The organism is Kitasatospora sp. CB01950 (genome assembly GCF_001905465.1).
GTDB lineage: Bacteria > Actinomycetota > Actinomycetes > Streptomycetales > Streptomycetaceae > Kitasatospora.
On sequence record NZ_LISX01000007.1, the window covers coordinates 1 to 19,449 of the forward strand.

Annotated in this window: 15 protein-coding genes and 1 riboswitch; of the genes, 7 read left to right on the top strand and 8 right to left on the bottom strand. The window is 71.7% G+C overall.

Annotation, left to right across the window (positions count from 1 at the left end; genetic code table 11):
• Positions 1 to 583 precede the first annotated feature (583 nt).
• From AMK19_RS18650 to AMK19_RS18660, 3 genes are read right to left on the bottom strand one after another with little or no spacing between them, the layout of a single operon-like run.
• On the bottom strand, positions 584 to 1,666 hold the full coding sequence (locus tag AMK19_RS18650; RefSeq protein WP_073813109.1) for a threonine aldolase family protein: 1,083 nt from the start codon (positions 1,664 to 1,666) through the stop codon (positions 584 to 586).
• Positions 1,663 to 2,433: an SDR family oxidoreductase gene (locus AMK19_RS18655; protein ID WP_073813111.1), complete on the bottom strand. Its 771-nt coding sequence runs from the start codon at positions 2,431 to 2,433 to the stop codon at positions 1,663 to 1,665. Before AMK19_RS18655 ends, AMK19_RS18650 begins: the two co-directional genes overlap by 4 nt.
• Positions 2,430 to 3,830 (bottom strand): DUF6421 family protein, encoded by a 1,401-nt coding sequence (locus AMK19_RS18660; protein ID WP_083647039.1) that lies wholly within the window; start codon positions 3,828 to 3,830, stop codon positions 2,430 to 2,432. Before AMK19_RS18660 ends, AMK19_RS18655 begins: the two co-directional genes overlap by 4 nt.
• A gap of 458 nt (positions 3,831 to 4,288) precedes the next feature.
• Between AMK19_RS18660 and AMK19_RS18665 the strand changes: the two genes are divergently transcribed.
• On the top strand, positions 4,289 to 4,852 hold the full coding sequence (locus AMK19_RS18665; protein ID WP_073813113.1) for a DUF5134 domain-containing protein: 564 nt from the start codon (positions 4,289 to 4,291) through the stop codon (positions 4,850 to 4,852).
• 162 nt (positions 4,853 to 5,014) lie between these two features.
• On the top strand, positions 5,015 to 5,962 hold the full coding sequence (locus tag AMK19_RS18670; RefSeq protein ID WP_073813114.1) for a M56 family metallopeptidase: 948 nt from the start codon (positions 5,015 to 5,017) through the stop codon (positions 5,960 to 5,962).
• A gap of 115 nt (positions 5,963 to 6,077) precedes the next feature.
• Here the strand turns inward: AMK19_RS18670 and AMK19_RS18675 are convergent, their stop codons facing one another.
• Positions 6,078 to 6,497: a MarR family winged helix-turn-helix transcriptional regulator gene (locus tag AMK19_RS18675; protein WP_073813116.1), complete on the bottom strand. Its 420-nt coding sequence runs from the start codon at positions 6,495 to 6,497 to the stop codon at positions 6,078 to 6,080.
• Between the two features lie 88 nt (positions 6,498 to 6,585).
• Here AMK19_RS18675 and AMK19_RS18680 point away from each other — a divergent pair, with 88 nt between their 5' ends.
• Complete coding sequence (locus AMK19_RS18680) at positions 6,586 to 8,052, top strand: MFS transporter (protein ID WP_241844481.1); 1,467 nt, start codon at positions 6,586 to 6,588, stop codon at positions 8,050 to 8,052.
• A gap of 278 nt (positions 8,053 to 8,330) precedes the next feature.
• Here AMK19_RS18680 and AMK19_RS18685 read toward each other — a convergent pair whose 3' ends face one another.
• Positions 8,331 to 9,197: a helix-turn-helix domain-containing protein gene (locus AMK19_RS18685; RefSeq protein WP_073813119.1), complete on the bottom strand. Its 867-nt coding sequence runs from the start codon at positions 9,195 to 9,197 to the stop codon at positions 8,331 to 8,333.
• A gap of 418 nt (positions 9,198 to 9,615) precedes the next feature.
• On the opposite strand from AMK19_RS18685, the gene AMK19_RS18690 reads away from it, so the two are divergent.
• The gene (locus AMK19_RS18690; protein ID WP_073813120.1) at positions 9,616 to 10,140 is read left to right on the top strand and encodes an ATP-binding protein; all 525 of its coding nucleotides are present in this window, start codon (positions 9,616 to 9,618) and stop codon (positions 10,138 to 10,140) included.
• A gap of 293 nt (positions 10,141 to 10,433) precedes the next feature.
• Here the strand turns inward: AMK19_RS18690 and AMK19_RS18695 are convergent, their stop codons facing one another.
• Positions 10,434 to 10,673, bottom strand: coding sequence for a DUF397 domain-containing protein (locus AMK19_RS18695; RefSeq protein WP_073813122.1), 240 nt, complete (start codon positions 10,671 to 10,673; stop codon positions 10,434 to 10,436).
• 348 nt (positions 10,674 to 11,021) lie between these two features.
• Here AMK19_RS18695 and AMK19_RS18700 point away from each other — a divergent pair, with 348 nt between their 5' ends.
• Entirely contained in the window at positions 11,022 to 11,921 is a 900-nt protein-coding gene (locus tag AMK19_RS18700; RefSeq protein WP_073813123.1) for a hypothetical protein, read from the top strand.
• A gap of 64 nt (positions 11,922 to 11,985) precedes the next feature.
• On the opposite strand, the gene AMK19_RS18705 is transcribed toward AMK19_RS18700, so the two are convergent.
• On the bottom strand, positions 11,986 to 14,022 hold the full coding sequence (locus AMK19_RS18705) for a G8 domain-containing protein (RefSeq protein WP_143200283.1): 2,037 nt from the start codon (positions 14,020 to 14,022) through the stop codon (positions 11,986 to 11,988).
• 480 nt (positions 14,023 to 14,502) lie between these two features.
• A riboswitch (cyclic di-AMP (ydaO/yuaA leader) is annotated at positions 14,503 to 14,676 on the top strand.
• Here AMK19_RS18705 and AMK19_RS38110 point away from each other — a divergent pair.
• Positions 14,661 to 15,941 carry a transglycosylase family protein gene (locus tag AMK19_RS38110; protein WP_143200284.1) on the top strand — a complete coding sequence of 427 codons (1,281 nt, stop codon included), beginning with the start codon at positions 14,661 to 14,663 and terminating at the stop codon, positions 15,939 to 15,941. It overlaps the preceding riboswitch by 16 nt.
• A gap of 445 nt (positions 15,942 to 16,386) precedes the next feature.
• On the top strand, positions 16,387 to 18,330 hold the full coding sequence (locus tag AMK19_RS18715; RefSeq protein ID WP_073813128.1) for an AMP-dependent synthetase/ligase: 1,944 nt from the start codon (positions 16,387 to 16,389) through the stop codon (positions 18,328 to 18,330).
• A gap of 71 nt (positions 18,331 to 18,401) precedes the next feature.
• On the opposite strand, the gene AMK19_RS18720 is transcribed toward AMK19_RS18715, so the two are convergent.
• Complete coding sequence (locus AMK19_RS18720) at positions 18,402 to 19,448, bottom strand: LacI family DNA-binding transcriptional regulator (protein WP_073813130.1); 1,047 nt, start codon at positions 19,446 to 19,448, stop codon at positions 18,402 to 18,404.
• Between the last annotated feature and the right edge of the window lies 1 nt (position 19,449).

A 19,449-nucleotide genomic window follows, 5' to 3' on the forward strand; every position in this document is an offset into this window, starting at 1 on the left:
CTAGTGTTACTTCATAAAGGAATCTCCAACCGATCCAGAGGACCGGCCGGGGATGTCAACATATCTGGCGTTGACTTTTGGCACGCTGTTGAGTTCTCAAGGAACGGACGCTTCCTTCGAGCCGCATTCCTGCGGACCCTCCGGGCGCTTCGTTCTTTCGTGTTCTCAGCTTATCAGATGTTTTCCGCTCCGTTTTCCGGAGTTTCGATCCGACTTGCTGTCTGTCTTCCCTGCCTCGCGGCCGTTCCGACGTTTCAAACTCTAGCCGATCCCCGCTCCGAAAAGCGAATCCGCCGCAATCTCCGAAAACGCGCACAGCAAATACGAACAGAGACGCGAAAAGGACGCGACCCGACACGGATCAACTGGGTGGTTCTCAAGGGATTGGCCGCTCCGGGACCGTCCACACAGATGCGTGTCCGGTGCTCCCTGCCGAGCGACCAGTGAACACTACGCCGGATCCGCGCCAGACGCAAACACCCCCAGGTCGGGCCACCGAAACCCGCCCACCGACGCCGACGGCCGGCCCGGAAGAAGTCTTCCGGGCCGGCCGTCGTACAGCAGACCGAGCAGGCGAGCGCCGTCAGGCGTCGCGGCCCATCTCCTCCGCGATCGCGGCAGCGAACGCGTCGATGTCGGCCTCGGTGGTGTCGAAGGCGGCCATCCAGCGGACCTCGCCGGTGTGCTCGTCCCAGAAGTAGAAGCGGTAGCGCTTCTGGAGGCGCTCGCTGACCTCGCGCGGGAGGAGCGCGAAGACGGCGTTGGCCTTGACGGGGCGGACCACGGTGATGCCGGGGATGTCGCGGACGGCGGCCTCCAGGCGGAGCGCCATCGCATTGGCGTGGCCGGCGTTGCGGAGCCAGAGGTCGCCGGTGAGGAGCGCCTCGAACTGGACCGAGACGAAGCGCATCTTCGAGGCGAGCTGCATCGACATCTTGCGCAGGTACTTGAGGTCGCGGACCCGCTCGGGGTTGAGGACGACCACGGCCTCGCCGAACAGCAGGCCGTTCTTGGTGCCGCCGAAGGAGAGGACGTCGACGCCGGCGTCGGTGGTGAACTCGCGGAACGGGACGCCGAGGGTGGCGGCCGCGTTGGCGAGCCGGGAGCCGTCCATGTGGACGAGCATGCCGCGCTCGTGGGCGTGCTCGCAGATCGCCCGGACCTCGTCGACGGTGTAGAGGGTGCCGAGTTCGGTGGACTGGGTGATGGAGACGGCGAGCGGCTGGGCGCGGTGCTCGTCGCCCCAGCCCCAGGCCTGCTGGTCGATCAGCTCGGGGGTGAGCTTGCCGTCCGGAGTGGGGACGGTGTGGATCTTGATGCCGGCGAGCTTCTCGGGCGCGCCGCACTCGTCCACGTTGATGTGCGCGGTGGCGGCGGCGATCACCGCGCCCCAGCGCGGCAGCAGGGCCTGCAGGGCGACCACGTTGGCGCCGGTGCCGTTGAAGACGGGGAACGCCTCGGCCCGGTCGCCGAAGTGGCGGCGGAAGACGGTCTGCAGGTGCTCGGTGTACTGGTCCTCGCCGTACGCGACCTGGTGGCCGTCGTTGGCGAGGGCTATCGCGGCGAGGATCTCGGGGTGCACGCCGGCGTAGTTGTCGCTGGCGAAGCCGCGCACCGCGGGGTCGTGGTGCCGTACTGCGTCGGTCGGGCCGAAGGGGGTGGTCATCGGGCTGTCAGCCACAGGTGCTGTCCGTTCAGTTCTGCTGCGGGGCGGTCCCAGAGGCCCGCCAGGGTGGTGGCCAGGTCGGCGGTGTCGGTGAAGCCCGGGAACTTGGCGTCCGGCTTCTCGGCGCGCATCTCGGGGCTGACCAAGGCCTTGATGACCAGGATCGCAGCTGCGGCGGTGGGGGTGCCGTCCTCGGCGGTGGTCTCCTTCACGAAGGAGTTCGCCATGGCGAGGGTCCAGGCCTCGGTGGCGGCCTTGGCGGCGGCGTACGCGGCGCCACCCGCGGTGGGCTTGTGCGCGGCGGCGGCGGAGACCATGGCGTACCGGCCGTCGGTGCTGCGCAGCAGGGCGGGCTGGAAGGCCAGCGAGGTGTGCTGGAGGGTGCGCACGACGGTGTCGTGCAGGAAGTCCCAGTCGTCGATGCGGGAGTCGTGGAAGGTCTTGCTTCCGCGCCAGCCGCCGACCAGGTGGAACAGGGCGTCGATGTGGCCGTGCTCGGCCTCGAGGTGGTCGGCCCAGTCGTGGACTTCCTGCGGGTCGAGCAGGTCGATGACCTGGCCGGTGATCTTCGCGCCGGGCACGGCGGTGCGGATGCCGTCGATGACCCGGTCCAGGCGCTGCTGGTCGATGTCGGCACCGATCACGGTGGCGCCGTCGGCGGCGAGGCGGCGCAGGGTGGCCTGGCCGGCGGGGCCGCTGGCTCCGGCGACGGCGATGACCTTGCCGTCGAGCGGGCGGGCGGTCTCGGTACGGGCGGCGGCGGTCACGCGGCGATCTCCTCGACGTCGGCGCTGGTGATGCCCTTGGTGTCGGCGATCACGCGGCTGAGCTTCTTGGCCAGGGCTTCGTAGAACATGCTGAGCGGGAACTCGTCGGGGTGGACGGCGTCGCAGAGGGCCTTGCGGAGCGCCTTGTCGTCGGCGAGGTCGAGCGGGAGCGCCTCGGGGCCCTTGGCCCAGGTGGAGGCGGGGTGCGGGGTGAGGTACTGGGAGACCAGCTGGTAGGCGGCGATCCAGTGGGCGGTCTTGGGCCGGTCGATGCCATCGCGGTAGAGGGTCTCGATCTCGGCGCAGAGCTCGTTGGTGACCTCGGCGACGCGCGACCAGTCGATGGTGAGGCGGTTGTCGCGCCAGCGCAGGGCGTCGTGCTTGTGCAGGTAGGCGAAGAGCAGCTGGCCGCCCATGCCGTCGTAGTTGCGGACGCGGTCGCCGGTGACCGGGAAGCGGAACATCCGGTCGAAGAGGACGGCGTACTGGACGTCGCGGCCCTGGGTGTAGCCCTCGGCCTCCAGCTTGACCGACTCCTTGAAGGTGTTCAGGTCACAGCGGAGCTCTTCGAGGCCGTACATCCAGAACGGGCTGCGCTGCTTGATCATGAACGGGTCGAAGGGCAGGTCGCCGTGGCTGTGGGTGCGGTCGTGGACGAGGTCCCACAGGACGAAGGTCTGCTGGACGCGGTCCTGGTCCTGGAGCAGGCTCGCCGCGTCGGCGGGGATGTCGAGGCCGAGCTGGCGGACGGCGCTGGTGGAGACGGTGCGGAAGCGGGCGGCCTCGCGGTCGCAGAAGATGCCGCCCCAGGTGAAACGTTCCGGCGCTTCGCGGACGGCCACCGTCTCGGGGAACAGCACGGCGGAGTTGGTGTCGTAGCCGGCGGTGAAGTCGTCGAAGGTGATGCCGAGGTAGCCCGGGTTGTCGAAGCGGGTCTTCTCCAGCTCGGCGATCCACTCGGGCCAGACGACCTTCAGCAGGACGGCTTCCAGGTTCCGGTTCGGGTTGCCGTTCTGGGTGTACATCGGGAAGACGACCAGGTGGCCGATGCCGTCGATGCGCTGCTCGTTGGGGCGGAAGGCCATCAGCGAGTCCAGGAAGTCGGGCTCCCGGTAGCCGGTGTCGGCCCACTTGCCGAGGTCCGTCCGGACGGCGGCGAGGTACTCGGCGTCGTGCGGGAAGTGCGGGGCGAGCTCGGCGACGGCGGACTGCACGGTCTCGACCAGCGGGTCGACGGTGGTGCGGGGCACGGCGGCGAGGTCGATCGAGCCGTCCTTGGACTGCAGGGGCCGGAGGGCCTCGACGGCGTCCTTGAGAGCCAGCCAGGCCGGGTGCCCGGCGAGGTCGACGGTGGGGGCGTCGCCCGCGGCCGCGAGCGTCGACGAAAGATTCTGCATCACAGGCTCACTTCGACAGGAGTTATTTCGACAAGACCACGTTAAATGCGAAAGGTTATCCGGCTCAAGGGCAACTTGACGGCGGACACTCCAGTTCGTAGCGCCGACGACCTTGGTCCCTTACGGGATGGATGAAACGGACAGATCCGGCGATGCTTCCGGTACGGCCGACCCTCCCCCGCCCCCGAACCACCCGCCACCGGGGCTCGACCGCACTGTCACCGACCGCGCCGACCGCCCTCCGACCGCCGCGCAGCCCCGCGCCGAGCACCGCCCGAGCACCGTCCGAGCACCGCCCGAGCGCGGCCCGGCCGCAACCCGACCACCGCCCGAATGCGGTTTCACGCCGGGCGCGCCCCCGCGCGCGCCTCGATGCGCCCCCACTCACGCCCTCCTGCCCCCGGTCGCGGTCGGTGATCGTGGAGGGGGCTCCGTACATCCGGCCAGAGGGGGAGGCGATGCACGGACCGGCACTGGTCAACTGGCTGCTGGCGGCACTGGCCATGGGCAGCGGCGGTTACTGCGGGTGGCGGGTCCGGCAGCTCGGGCGGGGGCGGCAGGTCGCCGGGTCCTGCGGGCACGACCGACCGGCCGGCCGGGAGTCGGACGTGCTGGAGGCCGCGATGGGCCTCGGCATGGCGGGGATGGCGCTGCTGCCGGGCGTGGCCTGGGGCTGGCCGTACGCGCTGCTGGCAGCGGTGCTGCTGGTGGGCGCGCTGGCCGGGCGCGGCGGCTCGGGGCTGCGGGCGCACCGCCTGCACCACGGGATCGGCGCGCTGGCGATGGCGTACATGGCGCTGGCGATGGCGGGCGGCCCGCCGGGCGAGCACGCCGGGCACCACTCCCAACCGGGCGGGTTGCCGCTGGTCACGGGTCTGCTGCTGGTGTACTTCGGCGGCTACGCGCTCTGGGAGGGCAGCCGGGTGATCGCGGCGGGCGGTGCGGCGGTGGCGGCGCCGCTGCCGCGGGCCTGCCGGGCGGCGATGGGGATCGGGATGTTCGCGATGCTGCTGACCATGTGAACCGGGCGGCGCGGGAATTGATCTGACGGAGCGTCCGAAACCCTGCGGGGACGTGGTGTTGGTCACTGGAGGCACCCGGGCGTTCCCCGTCGGCGTGAGGAGGCATAGGTTGGGGGGAAGCGCATCGCCGCGCCTCGAATCCCTCCTCGGGGAGCCCCTGCCATGACGGCACTGCTGAGCCTGTTGCTGCTCGGACTGCTGCTCGCCACCGTGGCGCCGAGCCGCCTGGCCCGGGCCCGCTGGCCCGAGCGAGAACCCGTGTTGGCCCTGCTGGTCTGGCAGATGCTGGTGGTCGCGGTGCTGCTGTGTTGCGTGCTGAGTCTGCTGCTGGCGAGTGCCGCGGCGCTGCCGGCCTGGCGGGACGTGGTCTTCTCGGGCGCCCCGGACGGGGTCGCGGAGGCGTACGGCCTTGCGGGCCGCGAGGGTTGGGGCCGGCTGTCGGCGGCGGTACTGGCGGCGGGCGGGCTGTGGACGGCGCTGTCGCTGGCCCGGGAGATCCGTTCGGCGCGTGCGGAGCGCGGCCACCGTCACGCCCAACTGGTGCGGCGGGCCCCCGAGTTGCCGGCCTCGCTGCTGCCGCGCCAGCGGGCGGCGAAGGAGCCGCTGGTGGTGCTGGAGAACGTGCGGCCGCAGGTGTCGTCGCTGCCCGGGCCGCGGGCCCGGCTGGTGGTGACCACGGGCGCGCTGCAGCAGCTCTCCGACCGGGAGTTGGCGGCGGTGCTGAGCCACGAGCAGGGTCACGTCCGGGCCCGGCACCACTGGTTGGCGCAGTGTGCGCAGGCGCTGGCTACGGGCTTTCCGGGGGTGGGGGTGTTCTCCGCGTTCCGGGACCAGGTGGCGGTGCTGGTGGAGCTGGCGGCGGACGACCGGGCGGCGCGCCGGCACGGTCGGGTGACCACGGCGCTGGCGCTGGCAGAGCTGAACAGCGAGGTGTTCGCGTCCTGCCCGCCGCGGCAGTTGGCACAGTCCCCCGCCCGGGTGGACCGGCTGCTGCTGGGCGAGCCGCGGCTGCCCCGGCGCTCCCGGCTGGCGTGGACGCTGGCGGCGCTGACCGCTCCCGTGGCGGCAGCGCTGATCGCGGCCGCGCCGGGCCTCTCCACACTGCTCTGAGGCCACCCTGCTCTGAAGCCACACTGCTCTGAGGCCGCGCTGTTCTGAAACCACGCCGCCCCGAGGTCGCCCTGCCCTGAGGCCACGCTGTTCCGAGGGCTCCGGGGCCGGTCAGTCAGTCCGTCGGCGGCAGCGTCTCGGCGAGGATCCGGCGGTGCACGGGGCGGGCCTTGCGGTAACGCTCGCGGCCCTCGTCGGTGAGTGCGACGAAGATGCCGCGGCGGTCGTCCTGGCACAGCGAGCGCTCCACCAGGCCGGCCTTCTCCATCCGGGCGACCAGCCGGGAGAACGCGCTCTGGCTGAGGTGCACGGCGCCGGAGAGGACCTGGGCGCGCGAGCCCGCCTGCGCCTCCTCCTGCTCGAACTCCCAGAGGCGTTCCAGCAGTTCGAACTCGCTGACGCCGATTCCGAAGGCCTCGCCGAGCTCGCGGTCTATCGCGCAGGACGTGGCCGCGTGGCAGGCCAGGACGGCGCGCCACTTCTCGCTGAGCGCCGTCTCCGCAGCTGGGTCACGGTCTGGATCTGGGTCGGTCACGCCGCCACGTTAGCACATGCGTGCGCATCTGTTGCGAGTGCATTAAATGCGTTTGCATCGCATGCACATGCATGTAGCGTTCGGTGCCATGACCGACACGCGATGGACCCCTCGCCTCTGGGGCGCCCTGGTGGTGCTCTGCGCCGCCATGTTCCTGGACGCCCTCGACGTCTCGATGGTGGGCGTCGCCCTGCCCTCGATCGGCGCCGACCTGCATCTCTCCGACTCCGCCCTGCAATGGGTGGTGAGCGGCTACGTCCTGGGCTACGGCGGCCTGCTGCTGCTCGGCGGCCGCGCCGCCGACCTGCTCGGTCGTCGCCGGGTCTTCCTGATAGCCCTGGCCGTGTTCGCGGGTGCCTCGCTGCTCGGCGGCCTGGTCGACAGCGGCCCGCTGCTGATCGGAGCCCGCTTCCTGAAGGGCATCAGCGCCGCGTTCACCGCCCCGGCCGGCCTCTCCATCATCACCACCACGTTCGCCGAGGGCCCGGCCCGCAACCGCGCGCTGTCCATCTACACCACCTGCTCCGCGGCCGGCTTCTCGCTCGGCCTGGTGATCAGCGGGCTGCTGACGTCGGCCGGCTGGCGGCTGACGTTCCTGATGCCCGTCCCGATCGCGCTGATCGCGCTGCTCGCCGGCATCAAGCTGCTGCCCCGTCAGCGCGAGCAGCGCAGCTCCGGCGGGTACGACGTGGCGGGCGCGATCACCGGCACCGTCGCCGTCCTGCTGCTGGTGTTCACGGTCACGGAGGCGCAGGGCGCGGGCTGGCTGTCGCTGCGCACGATCGGCTCGCTGCTGCTGGTGGTGGCGCTGGCCGCGGCCTTCCTGGCGATCGAGGCGCGCACCGCGCACCCGCTGGTGCGGCTCGGCATCTTCCGCAGCGCGGGCGTGCGCCGGGCCAACCTGACGGCGCTGACGCTGATGGGCTCGTACGCGGGCTTCCAGTTCGTGGCCACGCTGTACCTGCAGCGGCTGCTCGACTGGTCCGCGCTGGAGACGGCGCTCGGCCTGCTGCCGGGCGGCGCGATCGTCGCCCTCTCGGCCGGCTCGGTCAGCCGCCTGCTGGACAGGTTCGGCCCGGAGCGGGTGCTCCCGGTCGGCGTGGCGTCGATGGTCACGGGCTACGCGCTCTTCCTGCGGCTGGACGAGCACAGCTCCTTCCTCGGCCTGGTGCTGCCCAGCATGCTGCTGATCGGCGCGGGCTTCGCGCTCGGCTTCCCCTCGATCAACGTCGCGGCCACCAACGGCGTGGCGGACGACGAACAGGGCCTCGCCTCGGGCCTGGTGAACACCGCGCTCCAGGTGGGCGGCGCGATCGTGCTGGCCGTCACCACGGCGGTGCTCACTGCGGGCTCCGGCGGCGGCACGGACGCGCACGCCCAACTCGCCGGGTACCGGCCCGCCCTGCTGCTGGTGACGGGCACCACCACGCTCGGCCTGCTGATCGCGCTCACCGGCGCGCTGCGCAGCGGCCGCCGCAAGGCCGGCGCCGAGCCGGCCCCGGTGCCGGACTACCAGTACCGGGCGGTGCAGCAGGAGGTGCTGTCGGAGCGCTGATCATCTCCGGGCCGGGCCGGCCCGATACCGGAGCGTCCGAGAAGGCGTCGGGGCCGGCTCCACCAAACCCCCGTGTTGGTGGAGCCGGAATGCCGCTCGTTCCGCTCCCCGGTGGCCCGGGGCTGACGGCGGCGCAGTCACCATGGCAGTTGTCCGGTCCGCGGTCAATCAGGTTCACCGCGCCGATACCGAACTGCGCCCGGGGCGGCCCGCGGAGCCCGGCACCCGATGCCCCGTGGGCCCCGGCCGGGGCCTTGAGGCACCGGGAGCCCCTGCCGTCACTGGCTCTTGAGGATGCCCTGCAGCAGGTCGACGGTCTGCTGCGGCGTCAGGCTGTCCACGCAGAGCCGCTCCATGACCTGCACGTACTCGTCCACGTCGTCGCGCTTGTCCAGGTACAGCGCGCTGGTGAGCTGCTCCAGGTAGACCACGTCCGGCAGGTCCTGCTCGGGGAAGCGCAGCACCGAGAACGCGCCGCTCTCACCGGCGTGCGCGCCGAACCGGAAGGGCATCACCTGGAGGACCACGCTGGGGAGTTGGGCGAGCTCCAGCAGGTGTTCCAGCTGGGCGCGCATCACCTCGGGGCCGCCGACGGGGCGGCGCAGCGCGGCCTCGTCGATGACGGCCCACAGCTTGGGGCCGCGGCCGTCGGTGAGCAGCTTCTGCCGCCGGGCGCGCAGTGCGACCCGGCGTTCGATCTCGTCGTCGGCGAGCACGGGGCGGTTCTGCGCGAAGATCGCCCGGGCGTACTCCTCGCACTGGAGCAGGCCGGGGATGAACTGCACCTCGTAGGTGCGGATCAGTGCGGCGGCCTCCTCCAGGCCCATGTAGGTCTGGAACCAGTTGGGCAGCACGTCGTTGTAACTGTGCCACCAGCCGGACTTGTTGGCCTCGCGGACCAGGGCGAGCAGGGTCTCGCGCTCCGGGCCTCCGGCCAGACCGTAGAGGCTGAGCAGGTCGGCGACGTCACGCTCCTTGAAGGAGACGCGGCCGAGTTCCATCCGACTGATCTTGGATTCCGAGGCGCGGATCGCGTAGCCGGCGTCCTCCCGGCTGATCCCGCAGCTGTCGCGGAGTCGGCGGAGCTGGGAGCCGAGGAGGATGCGGCGAACCATCGAGCCCCCACCGGGCTGCACTGTGGTCATCTGACCAAACCTCCACTCGGAAAGACCAGTTGCACAGTCTGCCATCACTTGGACGCGCTGAGTGCCGGTAGTGATGCGCCGGACTACCGGTTCTGACGCGCAGACACCATCTTGCACGTGCATCCGGTGCATGCATATGCCAATCGCACGACTGCACGTGAATCGACTCTTGCATCTGCCGTGAGCGCAGAGGACCATGGTGCACGTGCACTTGCACGCCCTTGGCAACCCCGCGGGCTCCGCGTCGACAGCTTGCGCGATTCCGCACACCCGTCCCGGCAACGCCCGTGCGTCGCTGGGTACTTGCGTGTGCGCGCAGCGGTCTGGCGCGGCGGCAGAGCGGCCGAGCGAGTCGGAGGTGACCGGCATGACCCCGGTGGGTCCCGCCGTGTCCGCCCCCTTATGGGAGGAGCTCTTCATGAGCACCGGTACGGCCCTGGCGACCGACCCGCATGTGGTCAGCTGTACGCTCGCTCCCCGCTTCGAAGCCGTGCGCACCGCACGGGAGTTCGCCCGAACCACCCTCGAAGGCTGGGGACTCGGCGACCTCTTCGACGATGTCGCCCTGGTGGCCTCGGAGTTGGTGACCAACGCGCTGCGGCACGCCCTCGGCCAGTACGAGCCGTCCCGTGTCCCGGCCCAGACCGCGCCCCAACTGGCCGTCGGCTCACTGCCGATCCGGATCAGCCTGGTGCACCGGGCCCCGCAGGTGGTGTGCGCGGTGAGCGACCCGTCCAGCTCCGGCCCGATCGCCCGCGAGGCCGACTTCGTGGCGGAGTCCGGCCGCGGCCTGCACCTGGTGGACTCCTTCTCCCGCTCCTGGGGCTGGCACCCGCTGGCGGGCGCGGGGAAGGTGGTGTGGGCACTGTTCGACGCCCGCATACCTGAGGCCCTCGCCGAACCCTCGGTGCCGAACCTCGGCCGCCACCGCCGCTCCGCCTGACGCCCGCGACTCTTCCGCTCCTCCGGCTCCGCGCCCACTCGGATCTGCGCCCGCCCGGTCCTACGCCCCCCGAATCCGCATCGGCCCGGCTCCGCACCCGCTCGATTCCGCGTCGGCCCGGCTCCGCGGTCGGCCCAGGTCGACGTCAGCCCGGATCTGCGCCGGCCCGCTTCCGCTTCCGCCCGAATCCGCGTCGGCCCGTACCCGCACCTGCGCGGGAAGCCCTGCGGAAAACACGAAGGCCGTCGTGGGTTCTCCCACGACGGCCAGGCTGCAGCACTGCTGATGTTCCGTCAGGACGCGGAACCGAGGTGGTCGAACTCCCCGTCCTTCACACCGAGCAGCATGGCGTCGATCTCCGCCCGGGTGTAGACCAGCGCCGGCCCGTCGGGGAAACGCGAGTTGCGCATCGCGACGCCGCCGCCCGGCAGCGCGGCGAACTCCACGCAGTTGCCCTTCGAGTTGCTGTAGCGGCTCTTCTGCCAGGCGACGTCGAGCTCCGCCGCCGCCATGCCGTTGTACGCCTCACCCATTGATTTCTCCCCAGACCCTGGTGAATGCCTCACTTGACGTGATGATAGCTCGGCTGCACGTGCATCAGCACGAGAAATATCCCGTGCAGACGAACGTGCCAATGCCGACACCAAGCCTTCACAGGGCAGCAATTGACGGTGCGTAAGCGGACACAGCGCAGCAAATCGGCCATCGCTCCATGACCGTCCGCACACAGCCGTCAGCGCGTTGTCGATCATCACCGCCCGCCCCGCGCCTCACAGCCAGTCACAACTCGCGCTGTGATGACCGTCACTTCCTGGCGGAAAGCCGCCCACTGTCGGCATCCGGCTGCAAGGCACGCTGGGCAATGTCCTACGATCTGGCCCATGAGCACCGCAGCCATCCCGGGCGCGCCACTGCCCGTCCGTACGCCAGGCTCCCGTGCGCGGGGGCGCCACCGCCGTCCCGAGCGCCCCGAGATCATGGCCGGTTCGCCTGCCCTGGTGCTGGCGGTTCCGGCCGTCGCCGGGCCGGAGACCCGCCCGGCCGTCGAGGAGCTGCTGTCCATCGTGCGCGGCGACCAGCCGGGCATCGAGGTGACGGCCGCTTACCTGGGCGGCGAGGGCGCTCCGACCGTGGCCGACCTGCTGAGCGCGGCGGCCGAGGCCGGCCTGGCCGCGCCGGTGGTGGTGCCGCTGGTTCCGGGGCCGCACGAGTTCCTGCCGGAGCTGCACAAGGCCGCGGCCGAGACCGGCGCGCAGGTGCTGGACCCGCTGGGCCCGCACCCGCTGCTGGCCGAGGCCGTCCACGTGCGCCTGTCCGAGGCGGACCTCGCCCGCGCCGACCGCGCCCGCCTGTTCGCGATCGCCACCGCCGCCGACGGCGTGGTGCTGACCACCACCGGTGGCGAGGAGGCCGCTGCCGCCGCCGGCATCACCGGTGTGCTGCTGGCCGCCCGGCTCGCCGTCCCGGTCGTCCCGGCTGCGCTGGACGTGCCCGGCTCGGTCGCCGCGGCCGTCGCGCACCTGAAGTCGACCGGCTGCGCGCGTCCCGCGCTCGCTCCGCTGGTGATCGGCCCGGAGGCCGACCCGGAGCTGCTGGCCACGGCCGCCGAGGAGACCGGCTGCCCGAGCGCCGCCCCGATCGGCGCCTACCCGACGGTGGCTCAGCTGATCGCCTCCAGCTACCTGGCGGCGCTCCCCGAGCCCTCCCAGGAGCAGCTGGAGGCCGCCGAGGCCGCGGCCGCCGACAAGCGCACCACGTCGGGGGCGCACGCGGCGCGCTGACGCGCCGTCCGAGGACCGCGACGGGCGGGAGCAGCGCATCGACGCGTTCCCGCCCGTCGCGCTTTCACCCTCCCTGCACGCGGCCGGTCTTCGGCGCGCTGTCGGTGAACTTCAGTGCGGGCAGCGCGACCTGGCGCGGCGGGGTGGGCGCGTTCGCGGGGCTGGTGGCGGCGTTCCACGGCCCGGCGGCGAGCCCGGGCGCGGGTTTGGCGAGCGCGACCGTCCCCGACTGCCCGGCCTTGCGGAACAGGATCTGCTTGGGCGCGGGCGCCTCCGGGTCGAGCCACAGCTCGGGCCCGTCGCCGAACTCGCAGTCCAGCACCGCGATATCGTCGGGCTTGCCGTCGACGGTGGCCCGAAACGCCACTCCCGCCTTCCGGTACCCGGTCAGCCGGCTGCGGCTCAACACCACCATTTCGCCGTCGAGTTGGTGCTTGAGGGTGGAGACCGCGTAGTCGGACTGCCCGGCGGCGTCGATCAGCAGCCCGTCGAACACCGTGCCCTTGTCGCGGCCGAGCGCGTGCACGGCGATCCCGCCGGCGGCGTTGCCGTACAGCACCGAGGCGGTGTAGTCGAAGTCGTTCAGGTAGGCGCCGTGCTCGATGCCCCAGCCGCCGTTGTGGTAGGCGGCGAAGCCGGTGACGGTGTGGTGGTGTGCGGCGTTCAGCCAGACGAAGATGCCGTTCTCCAGGTTGTTGTGCGCCAGGCAGTTCTCGAACGTCCACACCCCCTCGCTGTTCTCCGGCCACTCGTACCCGGACGCGCCGGTGGCGCCCTGGACGCCGACGGCCACGCAGTCCCGGGCCGTCGAACCGGTGCCCGCGCCGAGGCTGAACCCGGTCAGCCGGTAGCCGCGCTGGTTAGGTTCGAAGACGGTGCGGGAGGCGACGCACCCCAGGTAGCCGATGTCGTCGGACGGCCCCTGCGGGTTGCGGGTGTCGCTCGGGCCGTCCCACCAGTACGCGTCCTCCCAGGTGTTGTGGGCGATGCAGCCGCGGAAGGTGATGCCGTGGCTCATGTGCGGCACGAACGCGTGGCTGCCGGCGTCGCGGACGACGACGCCCTCGACCACGGTGCCGCGCGAGGCGTCCTGCAGCATGTGGAAGTGCAGTCCGTACCGGCCGAGGACGGGTTCGGTGACGGGCTGCCCGTTCCAGCTGTCCTTCCCGGCGGCGCGCGGCCCGAGCCGGCTCAGCGCCGCGTGCCGGATGTCGGCGGGGCGGCTGGAGGTCAGGTGGACGTGGGCGCGGCCCTGTTCGGTGCCTTCGACCCGGACGTTGCGGGTCAGGTTGAGCACCTCCGCGCCGAACACCGCACCGCCGCCGACGCCCACCCGGGGGTGGGCGTGCTGGAGCGGCGCGGCGAGGGTGAGGTTCGGGCCGTCGATCCGCTGCACCGTCACCAGGTCGTACGCCTCGGAGAAGCCCTCGGCGTCGGGCGGCGCGGTCGGGGTGACGGCGAGTTCGTCGCCCACCTGCCAGCCCTCGGGCGCGGCGGCCAACCTCAGCGTGGTCTCACCCGCCTTCAACTCCCCGGCGGCCCGCACCCACGCGGTCCGGGGTGCGCCGTCCAGCCGCAGGTAGCCGCTGCCGGTGACCCACAGACCGGTGTCGGTGTCGACGACGGTCATGCCGCCGCCCTGGAAGCGGTGCTCGTCGATCCCGGGGAAGCGCAGCGTGTGCGTGTGCGCCGCATCGGGGGCGAGCCCGAGCACACCCCGCACCTCGACGTTCCCCCCGCTCTCCAAGGTCAGCGACCGGCCCTTGGCGAACACCAGCGAGCCGCCGGTGTCGATCAGCAGCGAGCCGACCCGGGCATCGGTGTCCAGCACCACCTTGTCGGTGATCCGGACGGCACTCCCGGCCCCGGGTGCCTTCCCGCCCCACCCCTTGACGTCCGACCACTTCCGCCCACCCTCGTCCAACCCGGGCAGGCCCTGCGTCGGCTGCGGGCCCGCCGTCGCCACCGCCGCCCCCGCGAGCGACTGCCGCAGCATCACTCCCCCACCGACGGCCGTCACCGACCCGACCGCCAACCAGGTCAGCATCCGCCGCCGCCCCAGCAACGGCCGCCGGTGCCGCCCGTTCTCCCACTGCTCCACGATGGCCGCCTCCCGAATCACCCAGCAGGGACTCCGAATCGTCGGGGGCAGCATAGGTGGCGGGTCCGTCGGGAATCGGGGACTTCCACAACGGTTAAGCATTCTGACGTATCGTCATTCGTCAGTTCGACAGAAACGGGTGTCCGGCGGAGTTCCATGACCTGTCAGCGAAGGCGGACAGAAGCGCTCAAATCACCCCACTGACTCGATCACAAATGCCTCCAAGACGAACATTTACTCACTAAGCGGCATAACGCCCCAAAACGGGCACAAGATCGCCAACTCCCTGACGGCGCAGCAGTTCTCGCCGACCCCACCGCAGTTCGCCAGGAATTCCTTGATCGCGTTTTCCGGGCCCGGTGACGGCCGTCACAGGCATTTGCTAATCATCCTTAAATCCGCTTAATCTCCTGCCCACGTTCGTGGACACACGGACCCAGCTCACCCGGAACGCCGAATCCTGCCGCCGGGCGAGCCGGCTCATGCAAAACGCACCGCGGCAGGGGCGGGGGAACCAGGTAAGTCGCCCTGGGGCGGTCCTGACGGACCGGTCCGGGGCTAGGGGTGAAGCCGGGCGCACCGGAAGGTGCGCGCGGCCGGGCAACTCCAGCCCGAATCCGACAGCTCACCTCGCAGGCGTGGGAGAGGAACGCACCTTCATGCTGCCCGTCAGCTCCAAGCGCGCCCGCCGTCTGATCGCCACCACCGGCGTGGTGGGCATCGGCCTCACCGTCCCCGGCCTGATGGCCGGCACCGCCTCCGCCGCCTCGGTCGCGACCTGGGACAAGGTCGCCCAGTGCGAGTCCACCGGCAACTGGTCGATCAACACCGGCAACGGTTTCTACGGCGGCCTCCAGTTCACCGCCTCCACCTGGGCCGCCTTCGGCGGTACCGCGTACGCCCCGCGCGCCGACCTCGCCACCAAGGACCAGCAGATCGCCGTCGCCGAGAAGGTGCTGGCCTCCCAGGGCCCCGGCGCCTGGCCGGTGTGCTCGGTCCAGGCCGGCCTGACCAAGGGCGGCGAGACCCCGCAGGTCGACACCTCCGCCAAGTCCTCCGGCTCGCAGGACACCGCGCAGAAGCAGACCCCGGCCCCCAAGGCTCAGACCCCGAAGACCCAGGCCCCGCAGAGGCAGGCCCCGAACCAGGCCCCGAAGCAGCAGGCCCAGCCGCAGACCGCCCCGGCCGCCAAGGCTGACGGCAGCTACACCGTGGTGGCCGGCGACTGGCTGTCCGCCATCGCGCAGAACCAGCACGTCGATGGCGGCTGGCAGAAGCTCTACGACCTGAACCGCTCCGTGCTCACCGAGGGCGCGGACATGATCTACCCGGGTCAGAAGCTGGCGCTCGGCAACGTCTCGGTCGCCGAGGCTCCGGCCCAGCAGTCCGCCCCGGCCGCCAAGTCCTCCACAAACGGCTCCACCTGGAAGAGCAACCGCTCCACGGGCTCCGACACCGCCCCGGCCAAGCCGAGCACCCCCGCCAAGCCGAGCACCCCGGCGACGAGCACCCCTGCGACCACCACCGCGACCACCGCCACCACCGCCGTCAAGGCGACCGGTTCGAAGGCCGCGGCGATCGACTTCGCGCTGTCCAAGGTCGGCCAGGCGTACATCTACGGCGGCACCGGCAACGGCGGCTGGGACTGCTCGGGCCTGACTCAGGCCGCGTTCCGTCAGGCCGGCATCAGCCTGCCGCGCGTCGCCGCCGACCAGGCCGACTACGCGACCCGCGTCTCGCTGAACAGCCTGCAGCCGGGCGACCTGCTGTTCTGGTCGAACAACGGCTCCAACTCGGGCGTCTACCACGTCGCGATCTACATCGGCGACGGCAAGTACGTCGAGGCCGCCAACCCGAAGTCGGGCGTGAAGACCGAGACCATCGCCAACTGGGCGCCGGACTTCGCCGGTCGCGTCTGACCCCTCGCACGGCGCTCTCGCACGGCGCTCTCGCACGGCACCCGCGCACGGCACACATCCACCGCGCACAACGCTGCCCCCGAAGACCTGGTCGGCTTCGGGGGCAGCGGCCTGTCCGATGTCGAAGCCGACGATCACGCTGGACGTGGACCTCGCGCCGGACGTGATGATGCGTCTCAGGGCGAGCAGCCCGCAGGACGCGGTGGAACTGCTGCTGCGCGACCACCTCGCCGCCGACCGGCACACCCGGGCGCACACCGGCGGCAGCCGGGACGGCGACCGCTTCACCGGCCCCGCCCCATCGCCGAGGAGGGCTGAGCCCCCACTCCCCTGGGCAGAGCTGAGCAACCAACCCCCGCTACCGGCAAGGAACTTACCGTCTAGTAAGTTCGCGACGGAGTCCCTACCCTGGGCGAACCCCCATCCCACCCAAGGGAGTTCGCTGATGGCACACCCCCTCGCCCGGGCCGCCCGCGCCGCGCACCTGCGCGACCGTGCACCCGTCGAAGTGCTGCGCGAGAACGACCGGGTCGTCGAGGCCCGCACCCCGTACCTGGTCCCGCCGCCGGACGCCGGCAGCCTCGCCGACCTGCCGTTCCGCAACGCCGAACTCGCCCCGGACACCGAGGTGTTGACCAAGCGCCGACCGGGCGGCGGCTGGCAGCCGGTGACCGCCCGACAGTTCGCCGACGAGGTCGCCGCGACCGCCCGCGGCCTGATCGCCGCCGGGGTGCGGCCCGGCGGCCGGATCGTGCTGATGTCCCGCACCCGCTACGAGTGGACGCTGCTGGACTTCGCCGCCTGGGCGGCCGGCGCGTCCCTGGTGCCGGTCTACCCGACCTCCTCGGTCGAGCAGACCGAGTGGATCGTCCGCGACTCGGGCGCGGTGCTGGCGGTCGCGGAGGACGCCGGCACCGCCGAGGCGCTCACCGCGGCGATCGCCCGCACCGGCGGCACGGTGACGCTGTGGCGGCTGGACGAGGATGCCATCGCCACCCTCGGCACGCTCGGAAAGGCCGTCCCGGACGGGGAGTTGACGCAGCGCCGGGCGGCGCTCGGCCCGGACAGCGAGGCCACCCTGATCTACACCTCCGGCACCACCGGCCGCCCCAAGGGCTGCCTGCTCACCCACGCCAACTTCCTCACCGAGGCGGCGAACTGCCACGCCATGCTGGAGCCGGTGTTCACCGCGGCGACCGGCGAGGCGCCGTCCACCCTGCTGTTCCTGCCGCTGGCGCACGTGCTGGGCCGGATGATCCAGGTGACCTGTGTGTTCGGCCTGATCCGGTTCGGCCACAGCCCGTCCCTGAAGCCCGCCGAACTCCGGCCCGACCTGGTCGCGTTCGGCGCCACCTTCCTGGTCGGCGTGCCCTACCTGTTCGAGAAGATCCACCAGCTGGGCCGGGCCGAGGCGCAGGCGAAGGGCGCGGTGCGGGTCTTCGACCGGGCCGCCGAGGTCGCGGTGCGCTACGCCCGCGCCGAACTCGCCGCGCTGTCCGGCGAGGGCGCCCCCGTCCCGCTGTCGCTGCGCCTCGCGCACGGGCTGTACGACGCCCTGGTGTACCGCAGGGTGCGTCAGGCGATGGGCGGCCGGATCCGGTACGCGATCAGCGGCGGCTCCTCGATCGACCCGGAGCTGCTGCTGTTCTTCGCCGGCGCGGGCGTGCTGGTGTACGAGGGCTACGGGCTGACCGAGACCACCGGCCCGTCCACCGTGAACCCGCCGCTGCGGCCCCGCCCGGGCACCGTCGGCCCGCCGGTGCCCGGCAGCGCGGTGCGGATCGCCGAGGACGGCGAGGTGTTCCTGAGCGGCGGCCAAATCTTCGACGGCTACTACGAGTTGGGCGCGGAGCGGCCCGAGCGGGAGCAGTGGTTCGCCACCGGCGACCTGGGGCGGCTCGACCAGGACGGCTACCTGACCATCACCGGCCGCAAGAAGGAGATCCTGGTGACCTCCGGCGGCAAGAACGTCTCCCCCGGCCCGCTGGAGGACCGGCTGCGCGCCCACCCGCTGATCAGCCAGTGCCTGGTGGTCGGCAACGGCCGCCCGTACGTGGGTGCGCTGATCACCCTCGACCCGGAGGCGGTGGAGCACTTCCTGCGCCAACGCCCGCCGACCGCCGCCACGGACACCGCACCCGCACCCGCACCCGCACCCGCACCCGAGATGACCAACGCGATCCCGGTGCACCCCACCGTGCTGGCCTCGCTCGCCGAGGCGGTCGGGGCCGTCAACTCGACCGTCTCGCGCGCCGAGTCGATCCGCCGGGTGCGCGTGGTCGGCGGCGACTTCACCGAGGAACGCGGCCTGCTCACCCCGTCACTGAAGGTCCGCCGGCAGGCCGTCACCACCGCCTACCGCCGCGACATCGAGCAGCTCTACACCTGAACACGCCTGCGACCCCCGGGAGTTCCCTCCCGAGGGCCGCAACGGGTGCCACAAGCCACCAGCAAATAGCGTCAGTTGCGCGGACCGGACCCGGTGGAGCCGCGCATCACCAGCTCCGGCTGGAACATGAACTCCGAGCGCTGCGCCGGGTTCCCGCCGACCTCCTCCAGCAGCGCGTCCACGGCGGCCGTGGCCATCGCCTCGACCGGCTGGCGCACGGTGGTCAGCGGCGGCTCGGTGAACGCTATCAGCGGCGAGTCGTCGAACCCGACCACCGAGACGTCCTGCGGCACCGACAGCCCCCGGCGGCGCACCGCGCGGATCGCGCCGAGCGCCATCATGTCGGAGCCGCAGACGATCGCCGTGCAGCCCTTGTCGAGCAGCGCCTGCGCGGCGGCGTGCCCGCCCTCCACGCTGAACAGCGTGTGGTGGATCAGGTCCGCGGCCTCGTCGGCGGTCCGCCCGGTGAGCTGCTGGAGCGCGGCGGTGAAGCCCTCGATCTTGCGCAGCACGGGGACGAAGCGCTTCTGTCCGACCGCCAGCCCGATCCGGTCGTGCCCGAGCTCGACCAGGTGCTGCACGGCCATCCACATCGCGGCCCGGTCGTCCGGGGAGATGAACGGCGCGGCGATCTTCTCGCTGAAGCCGTTGATCAGCACGAACGGGACCTGGCGGCCGGAGAGTTTGGCGTACCGGTCGTGGTCGGCGGTGGTGTCGGCGTGCAGTCCGGAGACGAACACGATGCCGGCCACGCCGCGTTCCACCAGCATCTCGACGAGTTCGTCCTCGGTGGAGCCGCCCGGGGTCTGGGTGCACAGCACCGGCGTGTAGCCGTGCCGGCTGAGCACCTGTTCGATGACCTGGGCGAGGGCGGGGAAGATCGGGTTGCTGAGCTCCGGGGTGATCAGGCCGATCAGCCCGGCGCTGCGCTGGCGCAGCCGGGTGGGCCGTTCGTAGCCGAGCACGTCGAGCGCGGCCAGCACCGTCTGACGGGTGGTCGCGGAGACGCCCGCCTTACCGTTGAGTACGCGGCTGACGGTGGCTTCGCTGACCCCCGCCTGGGCCGCGATGTCGGAGAGTCGCGCTGTAGTCACGACCCCAGAGCCTACTGCGGCCATC

Excerpts from the sequence above, each read along its gene's own strand:
- AMK19_RS18720 (WP_073813130.1), bottom strand. The coding sequence starts at position 19,448 with ATGGCCGCAGTAGGCTCTGGGGTCGTGACTACAGCGCGACTCTCCGAC.
- AMK19_RS18650 (WP_073813109.1), bottom strand. The coding sequence starts at position 1,666 with ATGACCACCCCCTTCGGCCCGACCGACGCAGTACGGCACCACGACCCC.
- AMK19_RS18695 (WP_073813122.1), bottom strand. The coding sequence starts at position 10,673 with ATGGGTGAGGCGTACAACGGCATGGCGGCGGCGGAGCTCGACGTCGCC.
- AMK19_RS18715 (WP_073813128.1), top strand. The coding sequence starts at position 16,387 with ATGGCACACCCCCTCGCCCGGGCCGCCCGCGCCGCGCACCTGCGCGAC.
- AMK19_RS18665 (WP_073813113.1), top strand. The coding sequence starts at position 4,289 with ATGCACGGACCGGCACTGGTCAACTGGCTGCTGGCGGCACTGGCCATG.
- AMK19_RS18670 (WP_073813114.1), top strand. The coding sequence starts at position 5,015 with ATGACGGCACTGCTGAGCCTGTTGCTGCTCGGACTGCTGCTCGCCACC.
- AMK19_RS18660 (WP_083647039.1), bottom strand. The coding sequence starts at position 3,830 with ATGCAGAATCTTTCGTCGACGCTCGCGGCCGCGGGCGACGCCCCCACC.
- AMK19_RS18685 (WP_073813119.1), bottom strand. The coding sequence starts at position 9,197 with ATGACCACAGTGCAGCCCGGTGGGGGCTCGATGGTTCGCCGCATCCTC.
- AMK19_RS18700 (WP_073813123.1), top strand. The coding sequence starts at position 11,022 with ATGAGCACCGCAGCCATCCCGGGCGCGCCACTGCCCGTCCGTACGCCA.
- AMK19_RS18680 (WP_241844481.1), top strand. The coding sequence starts at position 6,586 with ATGACCGACACGCGATGGACCCCTCGCCTCTGGGGCGCCCTGGTGGTG.
- AMK19_RS18690 (WP_073813120.1), top strand. The coding sequence starts at position 9,616 with ATGAGCACCGGTACGGCCCTGGCGACCGACCCGCATGTGGTCAGCTGT.